Origin of the sequence: Rhodococcus sp. ACS1 (assembly GCF_002300155.1) — a bacterium.
GTDB classification, from domain to species: Bacteria; Actinomycetota; Actinomycetes; order Mycobacteriales; family Mycobacteriaceae; genus Rhodococcus_F; species Rhodococcus_F koreensis.
The window spans coordinates 1,075,091-1,090,514 of sequence record NZ_NSDZ01000004.1; the positions used below are offsets into that span (position 1 = coordinate 1,075,091).

The 15,424-nt window shown below is 68.4% G+C and carries 14 protein-coding genes; 8 read left to right on the plus strand and 6 right to left on the minus strand.

Annotated elements, in window-relative coordinates:
* Positions 1–26: 26 nt before the first annotated feature.
* The 3 genes from CJ179_RS17300 to CJ179_RS17310 all read right to left on the minus strand — a co-directional run bounded on the left by CJ179_RS17300 (position 27) and on the right by CJ179_RS17310 (position 3,819).
* A complete protein-coding gene (locus tag CJ179_RS17300; RefSeq protein ID WP_095862352.1) occupies positions 27–1,682 on the minus strand; it encodes an FAD-binding dehydrogenase in 1,656 nt (551 codons plus the stop codon).
* On the minus strand, positions 1,679–2,386 hold the full coding sequence (locus tag CJ179_RS17305; protein WP_095862353.1) for a TetR/AcrR family transcriptional regulator: 708 nt from the start codon (positions 2,384–2,386) through the stop codon (positions 1,679–1,681). The genes CJ179_RS17300 and CJ179_RS17305 overlap by 4 nt, the downstream gene beginning before the upstream one ends.
* Before the next feature lie 107 nt (positions 2,387–2,493).
* Entirely contained in the window at positions 2,494–3,819 is a 1,326-nt protein-coding gene (locus CJ179_RS17310) for an MFS transporter (protein ID WP_072946340.1), read from the minus strand.
* A 135-nt stretch (positions 3,820–3,954) separates the two neighbouring features.
* Here CJ179_RS17310 and CJ179_RS17315 point away from each other — a divergent pair, with 135 nt between their 5' ends.
* Positions 3,955–5,148: an LLM class flavin-dependent oxidoreductase gene (locus CJ179_RS17315; RefSeq protein WP_095862354.1), complete on the plus strand. Its 1,194-nt coding sequence runs from the start codon at positions 3,955–3,957 to the stop codon at positions 5,146–5,148.
* A gap of 40 nt (positions 5,149–5,188) precedes the next feature.
* Here the strand turns inward: CJ179_RS17315 and CJ179_RS17320 are convergent, their stop codons facing one another.
* A complete protein-coding gene (locus tag CJ179_RS17320; protein ID WP_095862355.1) occupies positions 5,189–5,701 on the minus strand; it encodes a CGNR zinc finger domain-containing protein in 513 nt (170 codons plus the stop codon).
* 263 nt (positions 5,702–5,964) lie between these two features.
* Here CJ179_RS17320 and CJ179_RS17325 point away from each other — a divergent pair, with 263 nt between their 5' ends.
* From CJ179_RS17325 to CJ179_RS17340, 4 genes are read left to right on the plus strand one after another with little or no spacing between them, the layout of a single operon-like run.
* Positions 5,965–7,815 carry a hypothetical protein gene (locus tag CJ179_RS17325; RefSeq protein WP_095862356.1) on the plus strand — a complete coding sequence of 617 codons (1,851 nt, stop codon included), beginning with the start codon at positions 5,965–5,967 and terminating at the stop codon, positions 7,813–7,815.
* Positions 7,812–8,006 (plus strand): hypothetical protein, encoded by a 195-nt coding sequence (locus tag CJ179_RS17330; RefSeq protein ID WP_095862357.1) that lies wholly within the window; start codon positions 7,812–7,814, stop codon positions 8,004–8,006. Before CJ179_RS17325 ends, CJ179_RS17330 begins: the two co-directional genes overlap by 4 nt.
* Positions 8,007–8,369, plus strand: coding sequence for a hypothetical protein (locus CJ179_RS17335; protein WP_095862358.1), 363 nt, complete (start codon positions 8,007–8,009; stop codon positions 8,367–8,369). It abuts the gene before it with no gap.
* Positions 8,366–9,700 carry a hypothetical protein gene (locus CJ179_RS17340; protein WP_095862359.1) on the plus strand — a complete coding sequence of 445 codons (1,335 nt, stop codon included), beginning with the start codon at positions 8,366–8,368 and terminating at the stop codon, positions 9,698–9,700. Before CJ179_RS17335 ends, CJ179_RS17340 begins: the two co-directional genes overlap by 4 nt.
* A gap of 17 nt (positions 9,701–9,717) precedes the next feature.
* Here the strand turns inward: CJ179_RS17340 and CJ179_RS17345 are convergent, their stop codons facing one another.
* Positions 9,718–10,524 carry a family 1 encapsulin nanocompartment shell protein gene (locus CJ179_RS17345; protein ID WP_072946333.1) on the minus strand — a complete coding sequence of 269 codons (807 nt, stop codon included), beginning with the start codon at positions 10,522–10,524 and terminating at the stop codon, positions 9,718–9,720.
* A complete protein-coding gene (locus CJ179_RS17350; protein WP_072946332.1) occupies positions 10,521–11,573 on the minus strand; it encodes a Dyp-type peroxidase in 1,053 nt (350 codons plus the stop codon). Before CJ179_RS17350 ends, CJ179_RS17345 begins: the two co-directional genes overlap by 4 nt.
* A gap of 380 nt (positions 11,574–11,953) precedes the next feature.
* Between CJ179_RS17350 and CJ179_RS17355 the strand changes: the two genes are divergently transcribed.
* Genes CJ179_RS17355 through CJ179_RS17365 form a run of 3 tightly spaced genes read left to right on the plus strand, consistent with a single transcriptional unit; the run spans position 11,954 to position 15,380 of the window.
* Positions 11,954–13,306, plus strand: a complete 1,353-nt coding sequence (locus CJ179_RS17355; protein ID WP_072946331.1) for an MFS transporter — start codon at positions 11,954–11,956, stop codon at positions 13,304–13,306.
* On the plus strand, positions 13,303–14,331 hold the full coding sequence (locus tag CJ179_RS17360; RefSeq protein WP_072946330.1) for a Gfo/Idh/MocA family protein: 1,029 nt from the start codon (positions 13,303–13,305) through the stop codon (positions 14,329–14,331). The genes CJ179_RS17355 and CJ179_RS17360 overlap by 4 nt, the downstream gene beginning before the upstream one ends.
* On the plus strand, positions 14,328–15,380 hold the full coding sequence (locus CJ179_RS17365) for an alcohol dehydrogenase catalytic domain-containing protein (protein ID WP_095862725.1): 1,053 nt from the start codon (positions 14,328–14,330) through the stop codon (positions 15,378–15,380). Before CJ179_RS17360 ends, CJ179_RS17365 begins: the two co-directional genes overlap by 4 nt.
* Positions 15,381–15,424: the final 44 nt, after the last annotated feature.

A 15,424-nucleotide genomic window follows, 5' to 3' on the forward strand; every position in this document is an offset into this window, starting at 1 on the left:
TACGCACGCACGGGCGGCGGAGCAGCCTACAGCCGGCGGGCCAGCGCGCGACCTGCGGCCCGGCCGGAGAAGATGCAGCCACCGAGGAAGGTGCCCTCGAGTGCGCTGTACCCGTGGACGCCGCCACCACCGAATCCGGCGACCTCACCGGCGGCGTAGAGGCCCTCGAACGGGGCGCCGTCGGGCCGGATCACCTGCGAGTCGAGGTTGGTCTCGAGGCCGCCGAGGGTCTTGCGGGTGAGCAGGTGCAGCCGGACCGCGATGAGGGGACCGTTCTTGGGGTCGAGCAACTCGTGCGGGCTCACGACGCGGGTGATCTTGTCGGCCAGCAGGTTCCGGGCGTTGCGGATCGCCATGACCTGGAAGTCCTTGGTGTAGGAGTTCTTCACCTCCCGGTCGCGGGCCACGATTTCGCGTTCGAGGTCCTCGTACTTCAGCGGTGCGTCGGGGGTGAGGGCGTTCATGCCGTCGACGAGGTCGCGGAGGTTGTCGCGGACGACGAAGTCGGCGCCGTGCTGCTTGAACGCCTCGACGGGGCCGGGGGCGCCCTTCTTGAGTCGTTCGGCGAGGAGTTTGAAATCGCGGCCGGTGATGTCGGGGTTCTGCTCGGACCCCGACAGCGCGAATTCCTTCTCGATGATCTTCTGGTCGAGGACGAACCAGGTGTGGTGGTGGCCGCTGTTCATGATGTGCTCGAGGGTGCCCATGGTGTCGAAACCGGGGAAGTTGGGGCTGGGCAGGCGGTTGCCGTTGCCGTCGAACCACATCGACGACGGGCCGGGGATGATGCGGATGCCGTGGTTGGGCCAGATCGGGTCCCAGTTCTGGATGCCCTCGGTGTAGTGCCACATGCGGTCGCGGTTGACGATGTTGCCGCCGGCGTTCTCGGTGATCTCGAGCATGCGGCCGTCGACGTGCGCGGGGACACCGGCGAGCATGTTCTCGGGGGCCTTGCCGAGTCGTGCGGGCCAATTCTTCTTGACCAGTTCGGGGTTCCCGCCGATGCCGCCGGACGTGACGACCACGGCCTGCGCGGAGAATTCGAACTCCCCGACCGCGGTTCGCGAACTCTTCACACCGCGTGCCTCGGTGGACGGTTCGAGGACGGTGCCGCGCACACCGGTGGCGGCGCCGTCGGTGACGACGATCTCGTCGACCTGGTGACGGTGCTTGAACGTGACGAGTCCCCGCTTCGACGCGGCGACGACGCGGGTGAGGAAGACCTCGACGACACCCGGGCCGGTACCCCAGGTGATGTGGAAACGCGGAACGGAATTGCCCTGCCCGAGAGCGGATCCGCGTCCGCGTTCGGCCCACCCGACGTTCGGCATCAGGCGCAGTCCGAGGTCGTGGAGGTACTGCCGCTTCTCGCCGGCCGCGAATTCGACGTACGCCTGCGCCCACAGCCGCGGCCACTGGTCTTCGCGCTCGCGGTCGAAGGCGGCGGTGCCCATCCAGTCCTGGATCGCCAGTTCGTACGAGTCCTTGATGCCGAGGCGCCGCTGTTCGGGGCTGTCGACGAGGAACAGGCCGCCGAGCGACCAGAAGGCCTGGCCGCCGAGGTTCGCCGAACTCTCCTGGTCGACGACGAGGACTTTCCGGCCGGCCTTGACCATCTCGTAGGTGGCGACGAGTCCGGCCAGTCCGGCGCCGACGACGATCACATCAGCCTGTTCGGTCACGAGGACCCCTCTTTCCGGTGTGTGTGGGTGTGGGTGGTGTCGGGTTCGGTGTAGGCGGTTACGACTCGGGTGAACAGTTCGAGGCGCAGTTCCCGGGCGGCGGCGTTCTCGTCCTCGATCAGGCACTGGACGCTGGTGCCGTCGTGCAGCGCCACGAGCGCGCGGCCGAGCACCCGGGGATCGCCGGCGATGCGGCGCCCGAGTCTGTGCAGAGCTTTCTCGAGGATGGGCACGATGGTGTCGAGAATCGTGTCTTCGCGGGCTGCGAGTGCCTTCTTCAGCGACGGGTTGCGCAGGGCGTGGGCGGTGAATTCCGCGTTGATCCGGTACCACTGGTCGTCGACGGGGACGACGCCGAGCACCAGTTCGGTGCCGGCGCGCAGTTTTTCGGCAGGCGTGAGCCCGGAGAGGTCGATGCTCGACGAGTCGGCGGCCAGCCGGATCTGCGCGAGCATCGCGCTGGAGCGCTGTTCCCACATGGCGAAGAACATCTCGTCCAGCGACGCGAAGTTGGAGTAGAAGGCGCCGCGGGTATAGCCGCCGCGTTCGCAGATCTGCTCGACCGTCGACCGTCCGAACCCGTTTTCGGCGAACACCTCGACGGCGGCGTCGAGCAGTCGCCGCCGAGTCTGGCCGCGCCGTTTCGTCACCTTCCGGGGTGTGCTGGTGGCAGGCTCGGAGGAGTGCGCCGGTGACGTCGGCATGGCCTCTCCTCCGATCGGGTCGACAGCAACCGTCGATACACTAGCGTATCGGATACACTGGTGTATCGAACATGGCCGTCAGAGCCCGTTCGGAAAGTTGGGCGGTCTCAGAGGTAGAGGTCCTGCTTTCGGATCAGGGCGGTCGCCACGACGCTGACGACCGAGGTGGCGGCGAGGTAGCCGCAGGCCAGCCAGGGGGTTCCGCCCCCGACCGCGATGAGGGCGGTGAGGATCATCGGCGTGACGCCCGACGCGTAGATCCCGGAGAACTGATACACGACGGACAGTCCGGTGTAGCGGATCTCGGTGGGGTACAGGCTCGCGTACAGCGTGCCCTGCGCGCCGTAGAAGAGGGCATGGATGACGCCGAACACCAGCACCATCGCGACGCCGAACAGGACCAGATTCTCCGTCCCGAACAGGGCGAACGCGGGGAAGACCGCGAGTCCGTAGGCCCCGATCCCGATGAGGTAGATCCGCTTGGCCCCGTACCGGTCGACCAGCAGGCCGGAGAAGGGCAGGAGCACCGCCATGACCGTCGCGGCGACGGTGACGACGAGGAGGACGGGAATCTTGGCGAATTCCAGGTTCTTGGTGGCGTAGGTGATCGCGAAGACGCCCCAGGTGTTGAACGCGGCGCCCTCGCCCCAACGCGAGAGCAGGCCGAGGACGGTGCCCCGGCGCACCCGGCCGCGGAACACATCCTTCAGCGGAGCGGAGGAGCGCTTCGAGAGGTCGTGAACCTCCTGGAACGCGGGAGTCTCCTCGACCTTCAGGCGGACCACGAATCCGACGAAGACGAGGATCAGGCTCAGCAGGAAGGCAATTCGCCATCCGTAGGTGAGGAACTGGCCGTCGTCGAAGATCACCTGCAGTGCGGCGAAGACGCCGGTGCCCAGGGCCAGGCCCAGCGCCAGGCCGATCTGGGGGATGCTGCCGAAGATGCCGCGCTTCTTCGCGGGGCTGTGTTCGACGGCGAGGAGCACGGCGCCCGCCCATTCGCCGCCCAGTGCGAATCCCTGCAGGATGCGCAGCAGGAGCAGCAGGATCGGCGCGATCACCCCGACCTGTGCGGCCGTCGGCAGCACACCCATCAGGGCAGTGGCGACGCCCATGATGAACATGGTGAGTGCGAGCGTCTTCTTCCGTCCGATGCGGTCGCCGATGTGGCCGAAGACGACTCCGCCGATCGGCCGGACCACGAAACCGACCGCGAACGTGGCGAACGCCAGCATGGTGCCGACGAACGAACTCTGATCGGGGAAGAACAGCTGGTTGAAGACCAGGCTGGCGGCCGTCGCGTAGAGGAAGAAGTCGTACCACTCGACAGTCGTCCCCAGCAGGCTGGCGGCGACGACGGTACGGAGCCGCTTGCGCCGTTCGAGGTCGGATTCGTTCGAGGATGTGTACGGGGCGTCGGACAGCGTAGTCATAGCGCGGCGACCGTAACCTTGCCGGCTGCGGTCGAGCACTACTCTGAATCACGGTGATCGAAACCCTCGCGGCCCGGCTCCGTCGTTGATGAACTGGCCTGCGCTGCCCATCTGTCGTCGACAAGAGGATCGCGCGTGTCTCTGCATTTCCACTGGTTCCTTCCCACCTACGGTGATTCCCGCAACCTGATGGCGGGTGGTCACGGGAGTTCCATGGCAGGAGACCGTCCCGCGACGCTGCGATACCTCAATCAGATCGGCGCAGCGGCGGAGTCGAACGGTTTCGAATCGGTCCTGACGCCCACCGGTGCGTGGTGCGAGGACGCCTGGCTCACCACGGCCATGATGCTGGAGACCACCGAGACGCTGAAGTTCCTGGTCGCGCTGCGCCCCGGACTGCTCAGCCCCACCCTGGCAGCGCAGATGGCGGCGACGTTCCAGTGGCAGTCGCAGGGGCGGCTGTTGCTCAACGTCGTCACCGGCGGTGAGGACCACGAGCAGCGCACCTACGGCGACTACCTCGACAAGAACCAGCGCTACGCCCGCTGCGGCGAGTTCCTCGACGTCATCCGAAAGCTGTGGGAGGGAACCGGACCGGTCGACTACGCGGGCGAGTACATCCGGGTGGAGAACGCCCAGTTGCAGCGCATCCCCGACCCGGTGCCGCCGATCTTCTTCGGCGGGTCGTCGCCGGCGGCGGGCACCGTCGCGTCCCAGTTCGCCGACACCTACCTCACCTGGGGCGAGCCGCCGAGTGCCGTCGCCGGGAAGATCGCCTGGATCCGCGACCTCGCCGACGTCCAGGGCCGCACCCTCGACTACGGCATCCGGCTGCACGTGATCAGCCGCGACACGTCCGAGGAGGCGTGGGCCGAGGCCGACCGCCTGCTGTCCGCTCTCGACCCGGCAACCGTCGAGCAGGCGCAGCAGAGCCTGGCCCGCTCGGGTTCCGAGGGCCAGCGGCGCATGCGCGAACTGCACGGCGGCGGTGCCGCCTATTTGCGCAGCGGTGGGAGCGCCTACTCGAAGGACGCCGGCGCACGCGCCCTCGAGGTGGCCCCGAACCTGTGGTCCGGGGTCGGCCTGGTCCGCGGCGGCGCGGGCACCGCGCTGGTCGGCTCCCACGAGGAGGTCGCCGACCGCATCGCCGAGTACGCGGCGCTCGGACTCGACCACTTCGTCCTCTCCGGCTACCCGCACCTCGAAGAGGCCTTCAACTTCGGCGAAGGGGTGCGGCCGATCCTCGAACGCCGCGGGCTGGTGCAGTCCCGCACCCACCGTCCCGGCGATCTGTCGGGGTCGACGGCGTTCCTGTCCTCGAGTCGGTAGTCGAGAAGCGGGAGTACACGGGGAGGATCTCGCACACGAGTCAGCGCGCCCGGTGACGTCGTACGGCGTCCCGGTTCGCGCACTTGGGTGAGCAGTACCGTTGACGGCCGTTGCGCGAGGTGTCGGCGTAGATGGCGGTGCACTCCTCGAGCGCGCAGCGGCCGAGACGATGCATGCCGCGGCCGACGAGGTGCAGCGCGGTGCCGACGGAGAACAGTGCCTCGAGGACGCCGGCGAGGGACTGCTGGTCGTCGCGGTAGTGGAGGTGCCAGCCGTCGCCGGCGTGGTTGGTCAGCCGCGGGTAGGCGGACGCCTTCGTGAGCAGGAGGTTGACCTGTTCGGCCCGGGTTTCGTCGCTCGTGGCGTCGGCGATCGCCGACCACCGATCGAGCATGGCGAGCACGTCGGCGAGGTCGGCGTCGGTGACGGGGAAGTCGACGACGATGCCGGCGTCGACGCATCGGCCGACGAGTTCGCCGGTCGAGGCGGGCGGGTGATTCGCGAGGTCGGCGGCGAGCGTGACCGCATACTCCCCGTAAGGGTTGAGATGCACAATGTCATTACATCACGCTGGGTGCATGAGCGAACATCACGAACACGACTGGCAGGAAGTATCCCGGCATCGAACGAGCACGGGCGTGGTCACCTACCTCGGCTGCGCGTGCGGCCGGTGGCAGTTGTCGCTGGTCGAGGCATCGCTAGGGGAATCTAGCCGTATCTACGTTCGATCGCAGATCTGAATAGATTTGCATACGGTCCGCGGGTTTCCGGGTCGAGGGTCTGGCATTTTCGGCACGAGGCGCACATAATCACCCCGTGAGCCAAGTTACTGTTACTCCGAGTTCACTCATTCTCGCCCAGTCGGGCGGAGAGGGTGGCGGTGCGGCATTCGACCAGATCATCGGAATCACGGTGGCGACGGCGATCATCACCGTGGGTCTGCTGTGGATCGCGTACCTGCATCGCACACGCAAGATCACGTGGCTGCAGACGACTGCCGACGCGGCGTCGCGCGCACTCGACCGGCCCCCGTGGGTGGCCCTGCCCCTGGTGACGTTCGTCGGGACCATCCTGACGGCGTTCTTCGGTTTCATCTGGGACGTCAGCCTGCACATCGGGCGGGGCCGCGACGACGGGCCGCTCGCGAACCCCGCGCACTACTTCATCCTCGTCGGGCTGTTCCTGCTGTTCATCACCGGAATGCTGGCGATGATCCTGCCGCGCGACGAGAAACCCGGTCCGGCGGCGATCAAGATCACCCGCACCTGGTACGTCCCGGTCGGCGGCGTCCTCGTGGCCGGAGCGGGTCTGTATGCCCTCATAGGGTTCCCGCTCGACGACGTCTGGCACCGGATCTTCGGTCAGGACGTCACGCTGTGGGGACCGACGCACCTGATGCTGATCGGCGGTGCGGGACTGTCGCTGATCGGCGTCCTGCTCCTGGACTACGAGGGCCGGATGGCGACCCCCGGGGAGGTCAAGCCGGACAGCAGGCTCATCTGGTTCCTGCGGTGCGGCACGTTCGGCGGCCTGCTCATCGGCCTGTCCGTCTTTCAGATCGAATACGACTTCAGCGTCGAGCAGTTCCGGCTCGTCCTGCAACCGATGATGATCGCCGGAGCGGCCGCCTTCACCCTGGTGGCGGCGCGCATCGTTCTCGGACCGTTCGCGGCGATCGTGGCCGTGGCGGTGGCGGGCGTCGTGCGCGCCATCACGGCGCTGATCGTCGGACCGGTTCTCGGTGCCCCCACCAACGTGTTCGAACTGTGCCTCGGCGCCGCGGTGGTGATCGAATTGCTCGCTCTGACACCGCTGATCAAGAATCGGGTGGCGTTCGGTGCCGTCGGCGGACTCCTCGTCGCGACGGTCGGGCTGTGGCTCGAGTCGCTATGGATCGACGCCGTGTACATCTACCCCTGGCCCACCAGCATGTGGCCGGAGGCCCTGGCCATGGCCGTGCCCGTCGCCATCGCGGCCGGAGCCTGCGGCGCCCTGCTCGGGCGGGTGCTACGATCCGAGGGGCTTCCGCGCCCGGCGATCAGCCGCACCATCGTCGTCGCCACCGTCGTGGTGATCGCCGGCGCCACGGCCAACGGCCTCGTCGCCACGGTCCCGGACAACGCCACCGCGGCGATCGCTCTCACGGAGGCCACCCCGGACGGCGGCCGCATGGTCGACGCGGAGGTGCGCATCGACCCACCCGATCTCGCGAGCGACGATCCGGCGTGGGTGTCCATCCTGTCCTGGCAGGGCGGCCCCGGACTGGGCAACGGTTTCACGGTCGACCGGCTCGAACGCACCGGTCCCGGCACCTACCGGACGCACGAGCCGGTCCCGGTTCACGGAACATGGAAGACGTTGCTGCGCGTGCAGGACGGGCGCACGATGACGGCCGTCCCGATCTACCTGCCCAGCGACCCGGGCATCGGCGCGGAGGAACTGCCCGCAGTCGCGTCCTCGACCCGCGACTTCGTCCCGGAGATCACCATCCTGCAGCGGGAGCGGAACTTCGACCACCCGTCCTGGCTGTTCGGCGCAGCATCGCTGGTGGTGCTCGTGTGCACCCTGGCGCTGATCACCGCGCTGGCGTGGGGAGCGGGCCGGATCAGCAAGTACACGCAGGGGCAGGCGGCCACCGGCACCCGCGAGGACGTGACGGTGACATGAACCCGGTGCACGATCCGGACGTCGTCTACCTCGCCGATCATTCGGTGCTGCTGGCGATTCCGGCGTTCGTCCCGGCGTTCCTGGTGGCCGGACTGGTCATCTACCTGGCGGTCCGGGACCGCAAGGCGGAAGCCGCCGAGAATGCCGAGAACGCGAAGCACGGTCCGAGCGCGAACGAAGAGGAGAACTAGGTGATCAGGCGGTGGGCCGGAATTGTAGTGATACCCGCTGTCGTCGTCGCCCTGGTATCGGGCTGCGGAGGCGACGACGACACACCGGCCACGGAGGACGGCGTCGTGATCGACGTCGTGATCGAGAACGGCACGGTCACACCGGGCAACGAACGCATCGAGGCGACGGTGGGGGAGACCGTCACGGTGCGGATCGACAGCGACGCCGACGACGAGTTGCACGTGCACGCCGTTCCGGAGCACTCGTTCGAGATTCACCCCGGAACGCAGGAAACCCAGTTCTCCGTTGATGTTCCGGGTCAGGTGGCGGTGGAATTGCACGACACGGGTAAGACGGTGGCCACCCTGCTCGTGCGTCCATGACCGCTGTTCTCGCGCACGGGCTCGGCGGATCCACCGACCTTCCCATCCCGTTCACGTATGCGCTGGTCGGGGCGAGTTGGGCGCTCACCGTCTCCTTCGTTGTGCTGGCGTTCGCGTGGCGCACCCCGAAGCTGGATCCGGACAACCCGGGGCGCGAGCTGCCCCGCTGGGTGACCCGGTTCGCCGACGCGCCGGTCACGCGGAACGTGCTGGCCGCGGCCGGTGTGGTGTTCGCGGTGTGGGTGGCCCTCGCCGCCTTCTTCGGACCGTCGGCGTCGTCGGAGAACGCACTGCGGGGCGTGTTCTACGTGCTGCTCTGGGTGGGGCTGGTCGCGGCGTCGCTGGCGTTCGGGCCGGTCTGGCGGGTGCTGTCTCCGGTCCGCACCGTGCACCGGTCGGTGTGCGCGGCGATCGGCCGCTCACCGGCGGAAAATGATGCGCGGTACCGCAACTCGTGGGGTTACCGGCCCGCGGTCGCGGGACTGTTCGCCTTCGTCTGGCTCGAACTCGCCTCCGGCGACCCGGGTTCCGTGGCCGCGGTGCGCACGTGGCTGCTCGTGTACGTCGTGGTCGCGACGGCCGGGGCGTTTCTGTGCGGCGAGCGCTGGTGCGAGCGGGGCGATCCGTTCGAGGTGTACAGCACGCTGGCGTCGCGGCTGTCTCCGCTGAGCCGGGACCGGCCGAGCGGACGGATCGTGCTGCGCAACCCGCTGGACCACCTGGGGTCGATGCCCGTCCGGGCCGGCTCGGTCGCATTGACGGCAACCCTGCTGGGGTCCACTGCCTTCGACAGTTTCTCCGCGTTCCTCTGGTGGTCGCGTCTGGTGGACGGGATCGGTTCCCCGATCGGCGCCACCCTCGTGCGCACGGCCGGGCTCCTGGTCTTCGTCGGCTTCGTCGGGGTGTCGTTCTGGGTGGCCTCGCGGGCCACCGGGGGACTGCGGCCCGAGCAGCGCGCCGCTCTCCCGGGGCAGCTGTCGCATTCGCTGATCCCGATCGTCATCGGCTACGTCTTCGCGCACTATCTGACGTATCTGGTGGAGAAGGGGCAGGCGACGGTGATCCTGCTGGCCGACCCGATGGGGCGGGGCTGGAACCTGCTGGGACTCGGCGACGCCGAGGCCTGGTACGTGCTGTCCGAGCACCCCGCCGCCTCGGCGTCGATCAAGGTGCTGTTCGTCCTCGCCGGGCACGTGCTGGGAGTGATTGCGGCGCACGACAAATCCATGAGGCTCCTGCCGCGGGGCCATCAGCTGACCGGGCAGCTGGCACTGCTGCTCACCATGGTCACCTACACGTTCGGTGGGCTGTACCTGCTGTTCGGTGGCTGACGGCCCCCCAGTGTGCGTCAGCGTGCGAGGACGACTGCCGCCTCCGCGGTGAGCGAGGCGAACGTGAACGTCTCCTCGAGGTAGAGCGTGACTTCGTCGGCGGTGTGGCTGTCGTAGCCGATCGACAGGTCCGTGCCGAGGGTCAGCTGGTTGTCGCCACCACGCGTGGACAGCACGTATCCACCGCTGATCGCGGGTGCCCAGATGATGTCCCCGGTGACCAGGTCGCGCAGGTGGTGGAACACCGGATGTCCCTCGTCGCGGGTCTCGCTGACCGCGGTGTACGCGTCGGCGTCGAGCACCACCGAGTACGGTCCCTCGACTCCGGCGAGTCGCAGCGCCGACAGCGCGGAGGCGACGGCGTCGGGGATCAGCAGCGGATCCTCCGGCAGGCTGAGAACCGGGTTGTCGCTGGACGGTCCGAGTCCGCGGATGCCCGCCTCGTCGAATCCCTGGAAGATCGACTGGTCTTCCGCGAACGCGACCGCCTTCGCGGCGTCCTTGACGGGCTGCCAGTCGGAGTCGAGGGAACCGCGGGCTACGTCGTCGACCTCGGCGCGGCTCAGGGTGAACGGGAACCGGAGTTCGACGAGCGGGTCGACCTGCCGCTGCTGGGCGCGGATCCTGCTGTCGGAAGTCTTGATCGGGTTGACCCGGCCGAGGTTGTGGGCCGAATAGGAGTATCCGAACGGTCCCGCGACGTCGACCACGCGCCGGCCCGCGACGTGGCGCTTGAACGTGCGGGTGGCCTCTTCGCCGATCTGCTGCCAGGCCGCCTCGGTGACGGGTGCCAGGTTGCGGTGCAGATTGCTCGAATCACTCATTGCGATACTCCTTTGAGACCACCGATTTTCAGGGACAGGTCGTACGGGTCGGCCGCGGCGGGCTCGACCGGGTCTTCGGGCGCCGACTCCGCGACGGCCGGTGCGTCGCCGAGCGATTCGAGCACGTCCCGGCTCGGCACGAAGAACAACGTGCCGGTGGCCGCCGTCGAGAAGTCGAGGATGCGGTCGTAGTTTCCGGGCGGCTCACCGAGAAACATTCTTCGCAGCATCAACTCGGTGACGGCGGGGTCCTTCGCGTACCCGATGAAGTAGGTCCCGTACTCGGCCTCGCCGAGGCTGCCGAATGCCATGTTGTCCCGCAGGATCTCGTGCTCGACGCCGTCTTCGTCGACGATGCTGTTGAGGGTGACGTGCGAATTGCTCGGCTGGACGTCGTCGTCGAGTTCGATGTTGTCGAGCTTGGTGCGCCCGATGACCCGTTCCTGTTCCTCGGTGCTCAGCGTGCTCCACCCACCCATGTCGTGCAGGTACTTCTGCACGATCACGTAACTGCCGCCCCGGAAGTCGGGGTCCTCGTCGCCGATCAGCGCAGCGTCGGATGCGTCGTCTTCGGTGGGATTCTCGGTGCCGTCGACGAATCCGAGGAGATCGCGGGAATCGAAGTAGCGGAAGCCGTGCACCTCGTCGACGACGGTGGCGGCGGACCCCAGCGCGGAGACGATCTGGCGGCCCAGTTCGAAGCACAGGTCCTTGCGCGAGGCTTTGATGTGGAACAGCACGTCACCGGGTGTGGAGGGCGCGCTGTGGGCCGGTCCGGACAGTGTGACGAACGGGTGCAGGTGGGCCGGCTTCGACGACGCGCTCACGCGGTCCCAGAACTCCGCGCCGACACCGACCACGCAGGACAGGGAGCCGGCGAGTTCGCGGAATCCCACGGCCTTGAGCGGTCCGTCGATGCCGGAGATCACGTCGCACACCGTCGCGCGGTCTTCGTCGGAGGGGCCGGCGAGGAGCACCAGGAACAGGGCGGCAGGGCTGGGCGGAGTGAGGACTGCTTGGGGTGCCAATCTCGCGACTGGGCCTGGCATCTGTGTCTCCGTTCACTCCGACGTACGACGCTGCACTGTCCGGAACCTCAGGTCCCATCTAACCGTTTCGGACCGCCAGGTTCCATTCGATCGGCCCGCGCGCCGCCGCGGACCTCCGGAATCTGTCGGCGGTGACTCCGAGTGCTACCTCGCGCCGGAGAAGGTCGACGCCTCCCACCTGAACGCGAGGCCGGTTCCGGCCCGCGACCGGAAATGAAAGCGGTATCTACCCGCATGTAGCCGGGAAACATCGGTCATATTGCTGTGAACTGTGTGAACGGGAATTGCGCCGCCGGAGCTGAGAAAGCGTTTACAAACTCGGTGACGTGAGTCATAGTAGTCGGGTTCCGGCAGTTCCTTTCCACAGTCAGGAGTTCTCGATGGGCATGACCGAACTCGGCACCGAGCGGTCGACCGCGGTGCCGCACGGGTCGGCGGGACAGCAACGCCGCCGGGTGATCAAGGCGAGCGCGGCGGGAACCGTGATCGAGTGGTACGACTTCACGCTCTACGGTCTCGCGGCCGCCCTCGTCTTCGGGCCCCTCTACTTCCCCGGGGCGGGATCCCTCGCCGGCACGATGGCCGCCTTCGGGACGTTCGCCGTCGGCCTCGGCGCCCGCCCGATCGGTGGGCTGGTCTTCGCGCACTTCGGTGACCGGATCGGCCGCAAGCCGATGCTCCTCATGACCCTGCTCGTGATGGGCGCCTCGACGACGCTGATCGGGGCACTGCCCACCGCGGACGCGATCGGCATCTGGGCGCCGATTCTCCTGATCGTCCTCCGCCTGTTCCAGGGCGCAGGCGCGGGCGCCGAGTTCGCCGGGGCGATCACGATGGTCACCGAATCCACCGACAGTTCCCGGCGAGCCCTCTCCAGTGCGTATCCAGGCGCCGCGATCTACGTCGGAACCGGCGGCGCCACCGCGATCTTCGCGTTGCTCACGCTGATGCCCGACGACCTCTTCCTGTCCTGGGGCTGGCGTATTCCGTTCCTGGCCAGTGCCGTCATCGTTCTCGTCGCCGGCTACCTGCGACTGAAGGTGAACGAGACGGCGGTGTTCGAGGAGGCCGCCCAGCACGGTGAGGTCGACCGTGCACCGCTGGTCGAGGCGGTCCGCAACCACTGGCGGCAGATCCTGTGCGGACTCGCCCTGTTCAGCTTCGTGATTCCGTGGGCCTACGTCATGCAGGTCTTCGCGCTGTCGTTCGTGACCAAGACCCTGGGGGTCGATTCCACCCAGGCCCTGATCGGATTGATCGTCGCCGAGTTCTGTGCCATCCCCGTCATCCTCGGCTTCGGCCGCCTGGCCGACCGGATCGGCCGCAAGCCGGTCCTGTTGTCCGGCGCGGTCTTCGGCATCGTCTTCCCGTTCCCGATGTTCATGATGCTGGACACCCGGTCGCCGTGGATGGTCGGGCTGGCGCTGATCCTCGGTATCTGCCTCGTCCAGGGCACGACGTCGGGCCCGGGCGGCGCGCTGCTCTCCGAACTGTTCCCCACCAAGATCCGCTGGAGCGGTATCGCGATCTCCCGGGAGATCCCCGCCGCGGTGGTCGGCGGCACGATCCCGCTGGTCGCCACGGCCCTCGTCGCCGTCGCGGGCGGAACACCCTGGCTCGTCGCGAGCTACCTCATGGGCCTGAGCGTGGTGGGTCTGATCGGCATCGCCCTGCTCCCCGAGACTCTCGGCCGGAGCGTGGGTGCGCGCACCCACGTCGAGGCGGCATCGTGACCCGTCGTGTCGTGGTGGTCGGCGCCGGTCTCGCGAGCGCCGCGCACCTCACGGCCCTGCGGGCGGTCGGCGCCGACGTGGTCGGTGTGGTGACGCGCGACGAGACGAGGGCGGCCGCCGCCCACCGGCTGGCACCGGAGGCGCGGATCCTCCCGAGTCTCGACGCGGCAGCGGCCCTGGACGCCGACACGGCGGTGGTGGTCACGCCGCCCTCGAGTCACCTCGCGGTCGCGTCGGCGCTGGCCGAACGCGGTCTGGACCTGGTGATCGACAAACCGTTGGCGGCCTCGCTGCCTGATGCGCAGGCGATCGTGGACGTCGCGGAGCGGGCCGGTGTCCGGGCCGCGGTCACGCTGCAACACCGCTACAAGGAGGCGGCCGTCCGCGCACGGCAACTGCTCGCCGACGGCGCGATCGGCACGCTCCGCTCGGCGACCGTCACCGTCCCGCTGTGGCGGCCGGACTCCTACTACGCCGAGGCCGGGCGCGGCACCTGGGACCGCGACGGCGGCGGAGCGCTGATCACCCAGGCCATCCACACCCTCGACCTCTACCTGTCGCTGACCGGACCGGCGCGCAGTGTCGTGGCCGCGTCCTCGACCAGCCGTGGGCGGCTCGAGGCCGAGGACACGATCCACCTGCTGATCGACCAGGGCACACATGCGGCGTCGGTGACGGCGAGCACGGCGGCCTGGCCGGGCGGGGCCGAGACGATCCACCTCTTCGGCGACGCGGGACAGCTTCGGCTGGTGGGCGATTCGCTCGTCCGGATCGGCGACGGTGCCCGCACCCTCGTCGATGGGACCGTCGACGCGTCCGGACCCGACCCGTTGTCGATGTCGGCGTGGTTCCGGTCGTTGTACGAGGACGTCTTCACCAGTTGGGCGGCAGGGGCAGCGCCGCTGTCCGACGCCCGGTCCGGGTTGCGCGTGCAGTCGGTGATCGACGCCGCCTACCGGTCCGCCGCTGCCGGCACGACACCGGAAATCGTCTCCGAGGAAAGGGAAAGTGCATGTCAGTCTTGAGTATTCGGGTCGACGGTCCGAACTCCTATCGTCTCGACCGCGGTGACGTCGCGGAACCCGGTGAGGGGGAGGTGCTCGTCGCTCTCGACTCGGCGGGGATCTGCGGCGGCGACCTGTCGCATCTGCGTGGCCGGAACGCCGTCGCCGCGTACCCCACGGTGCTGGGCCACGAATGCGCCGGACGTGTGTCGCGGGTGGGCCCGGGAACGAGTCTCACGGTCGGGCAGCCGGTGATGGTCTACCCGACGACGGGATGCGGCCGATGCCGCGCCTGCCGCGACGGCAGGATCAACAACTGCCCGAGTATCCGGGTGTTCGGGCTGTCCGATCCGCGCGGGTGTTTCAGTGAGGAATTCGTCGTCCCCGAGACGCAGTGCGTGCCCGTCAGCGACGCGGTGCTGGACCGTTTCGGGGCCCTCGTCGAACCGCTCGCGGTCGGCGTTCACGTCGTCCGCCGCGGCGGCGTGTCGGCGGGGGACACCGCGCTGGTCGTCGGGACCGGGGCGATCGGTCTCGCGACCACGCTGGTGGCCCGGAGCCGGGGCGTCCGGGTGCTCGGCGTCGATCGCTACACCGAACGGGAGCGGCCCGCCCTGGCATGCGGGATGAGCGATTTCACGACGGAGTCGGGCGACGCGCTCGAGGGCTGGCTCCGGGACCGGACGGAATCGGTCGACCTCGTCTACGACACGGTGTGCTCCCAGGAATCCGCTCGGCTGGCGCTGCGGGTCCTCGCTCCGGGCGGCCGGTACGTGGCGATCGCGTCCGCGAAACCCGGGCACGAACTGACGCTCGACTACAGCGCGCTCTACGCCCGCGAACTGTCCGTCGTGGCCTGCCGGAACTATGTGCGGCAGGACTTCGTCGACGCGGCCGAACTGCTCGAGTCGGGGCAGGTGGACGCGTCGCCGCTGCACACCGCGACGTTCGCGCTGGACGAGTTCGGCCGCGCGGTCGAGGAGCTCGAATCGAACGGCAGCAGGCACGTCAAGGTGCTGCTGACGTCGCGGAAACTGCTCGGAACGCGCGCGTTGTTGCACGGGGAGTGAGCGTCCGCGTGATCCGGGGCCGCCTTCGCGCTACGCTGTAAGCG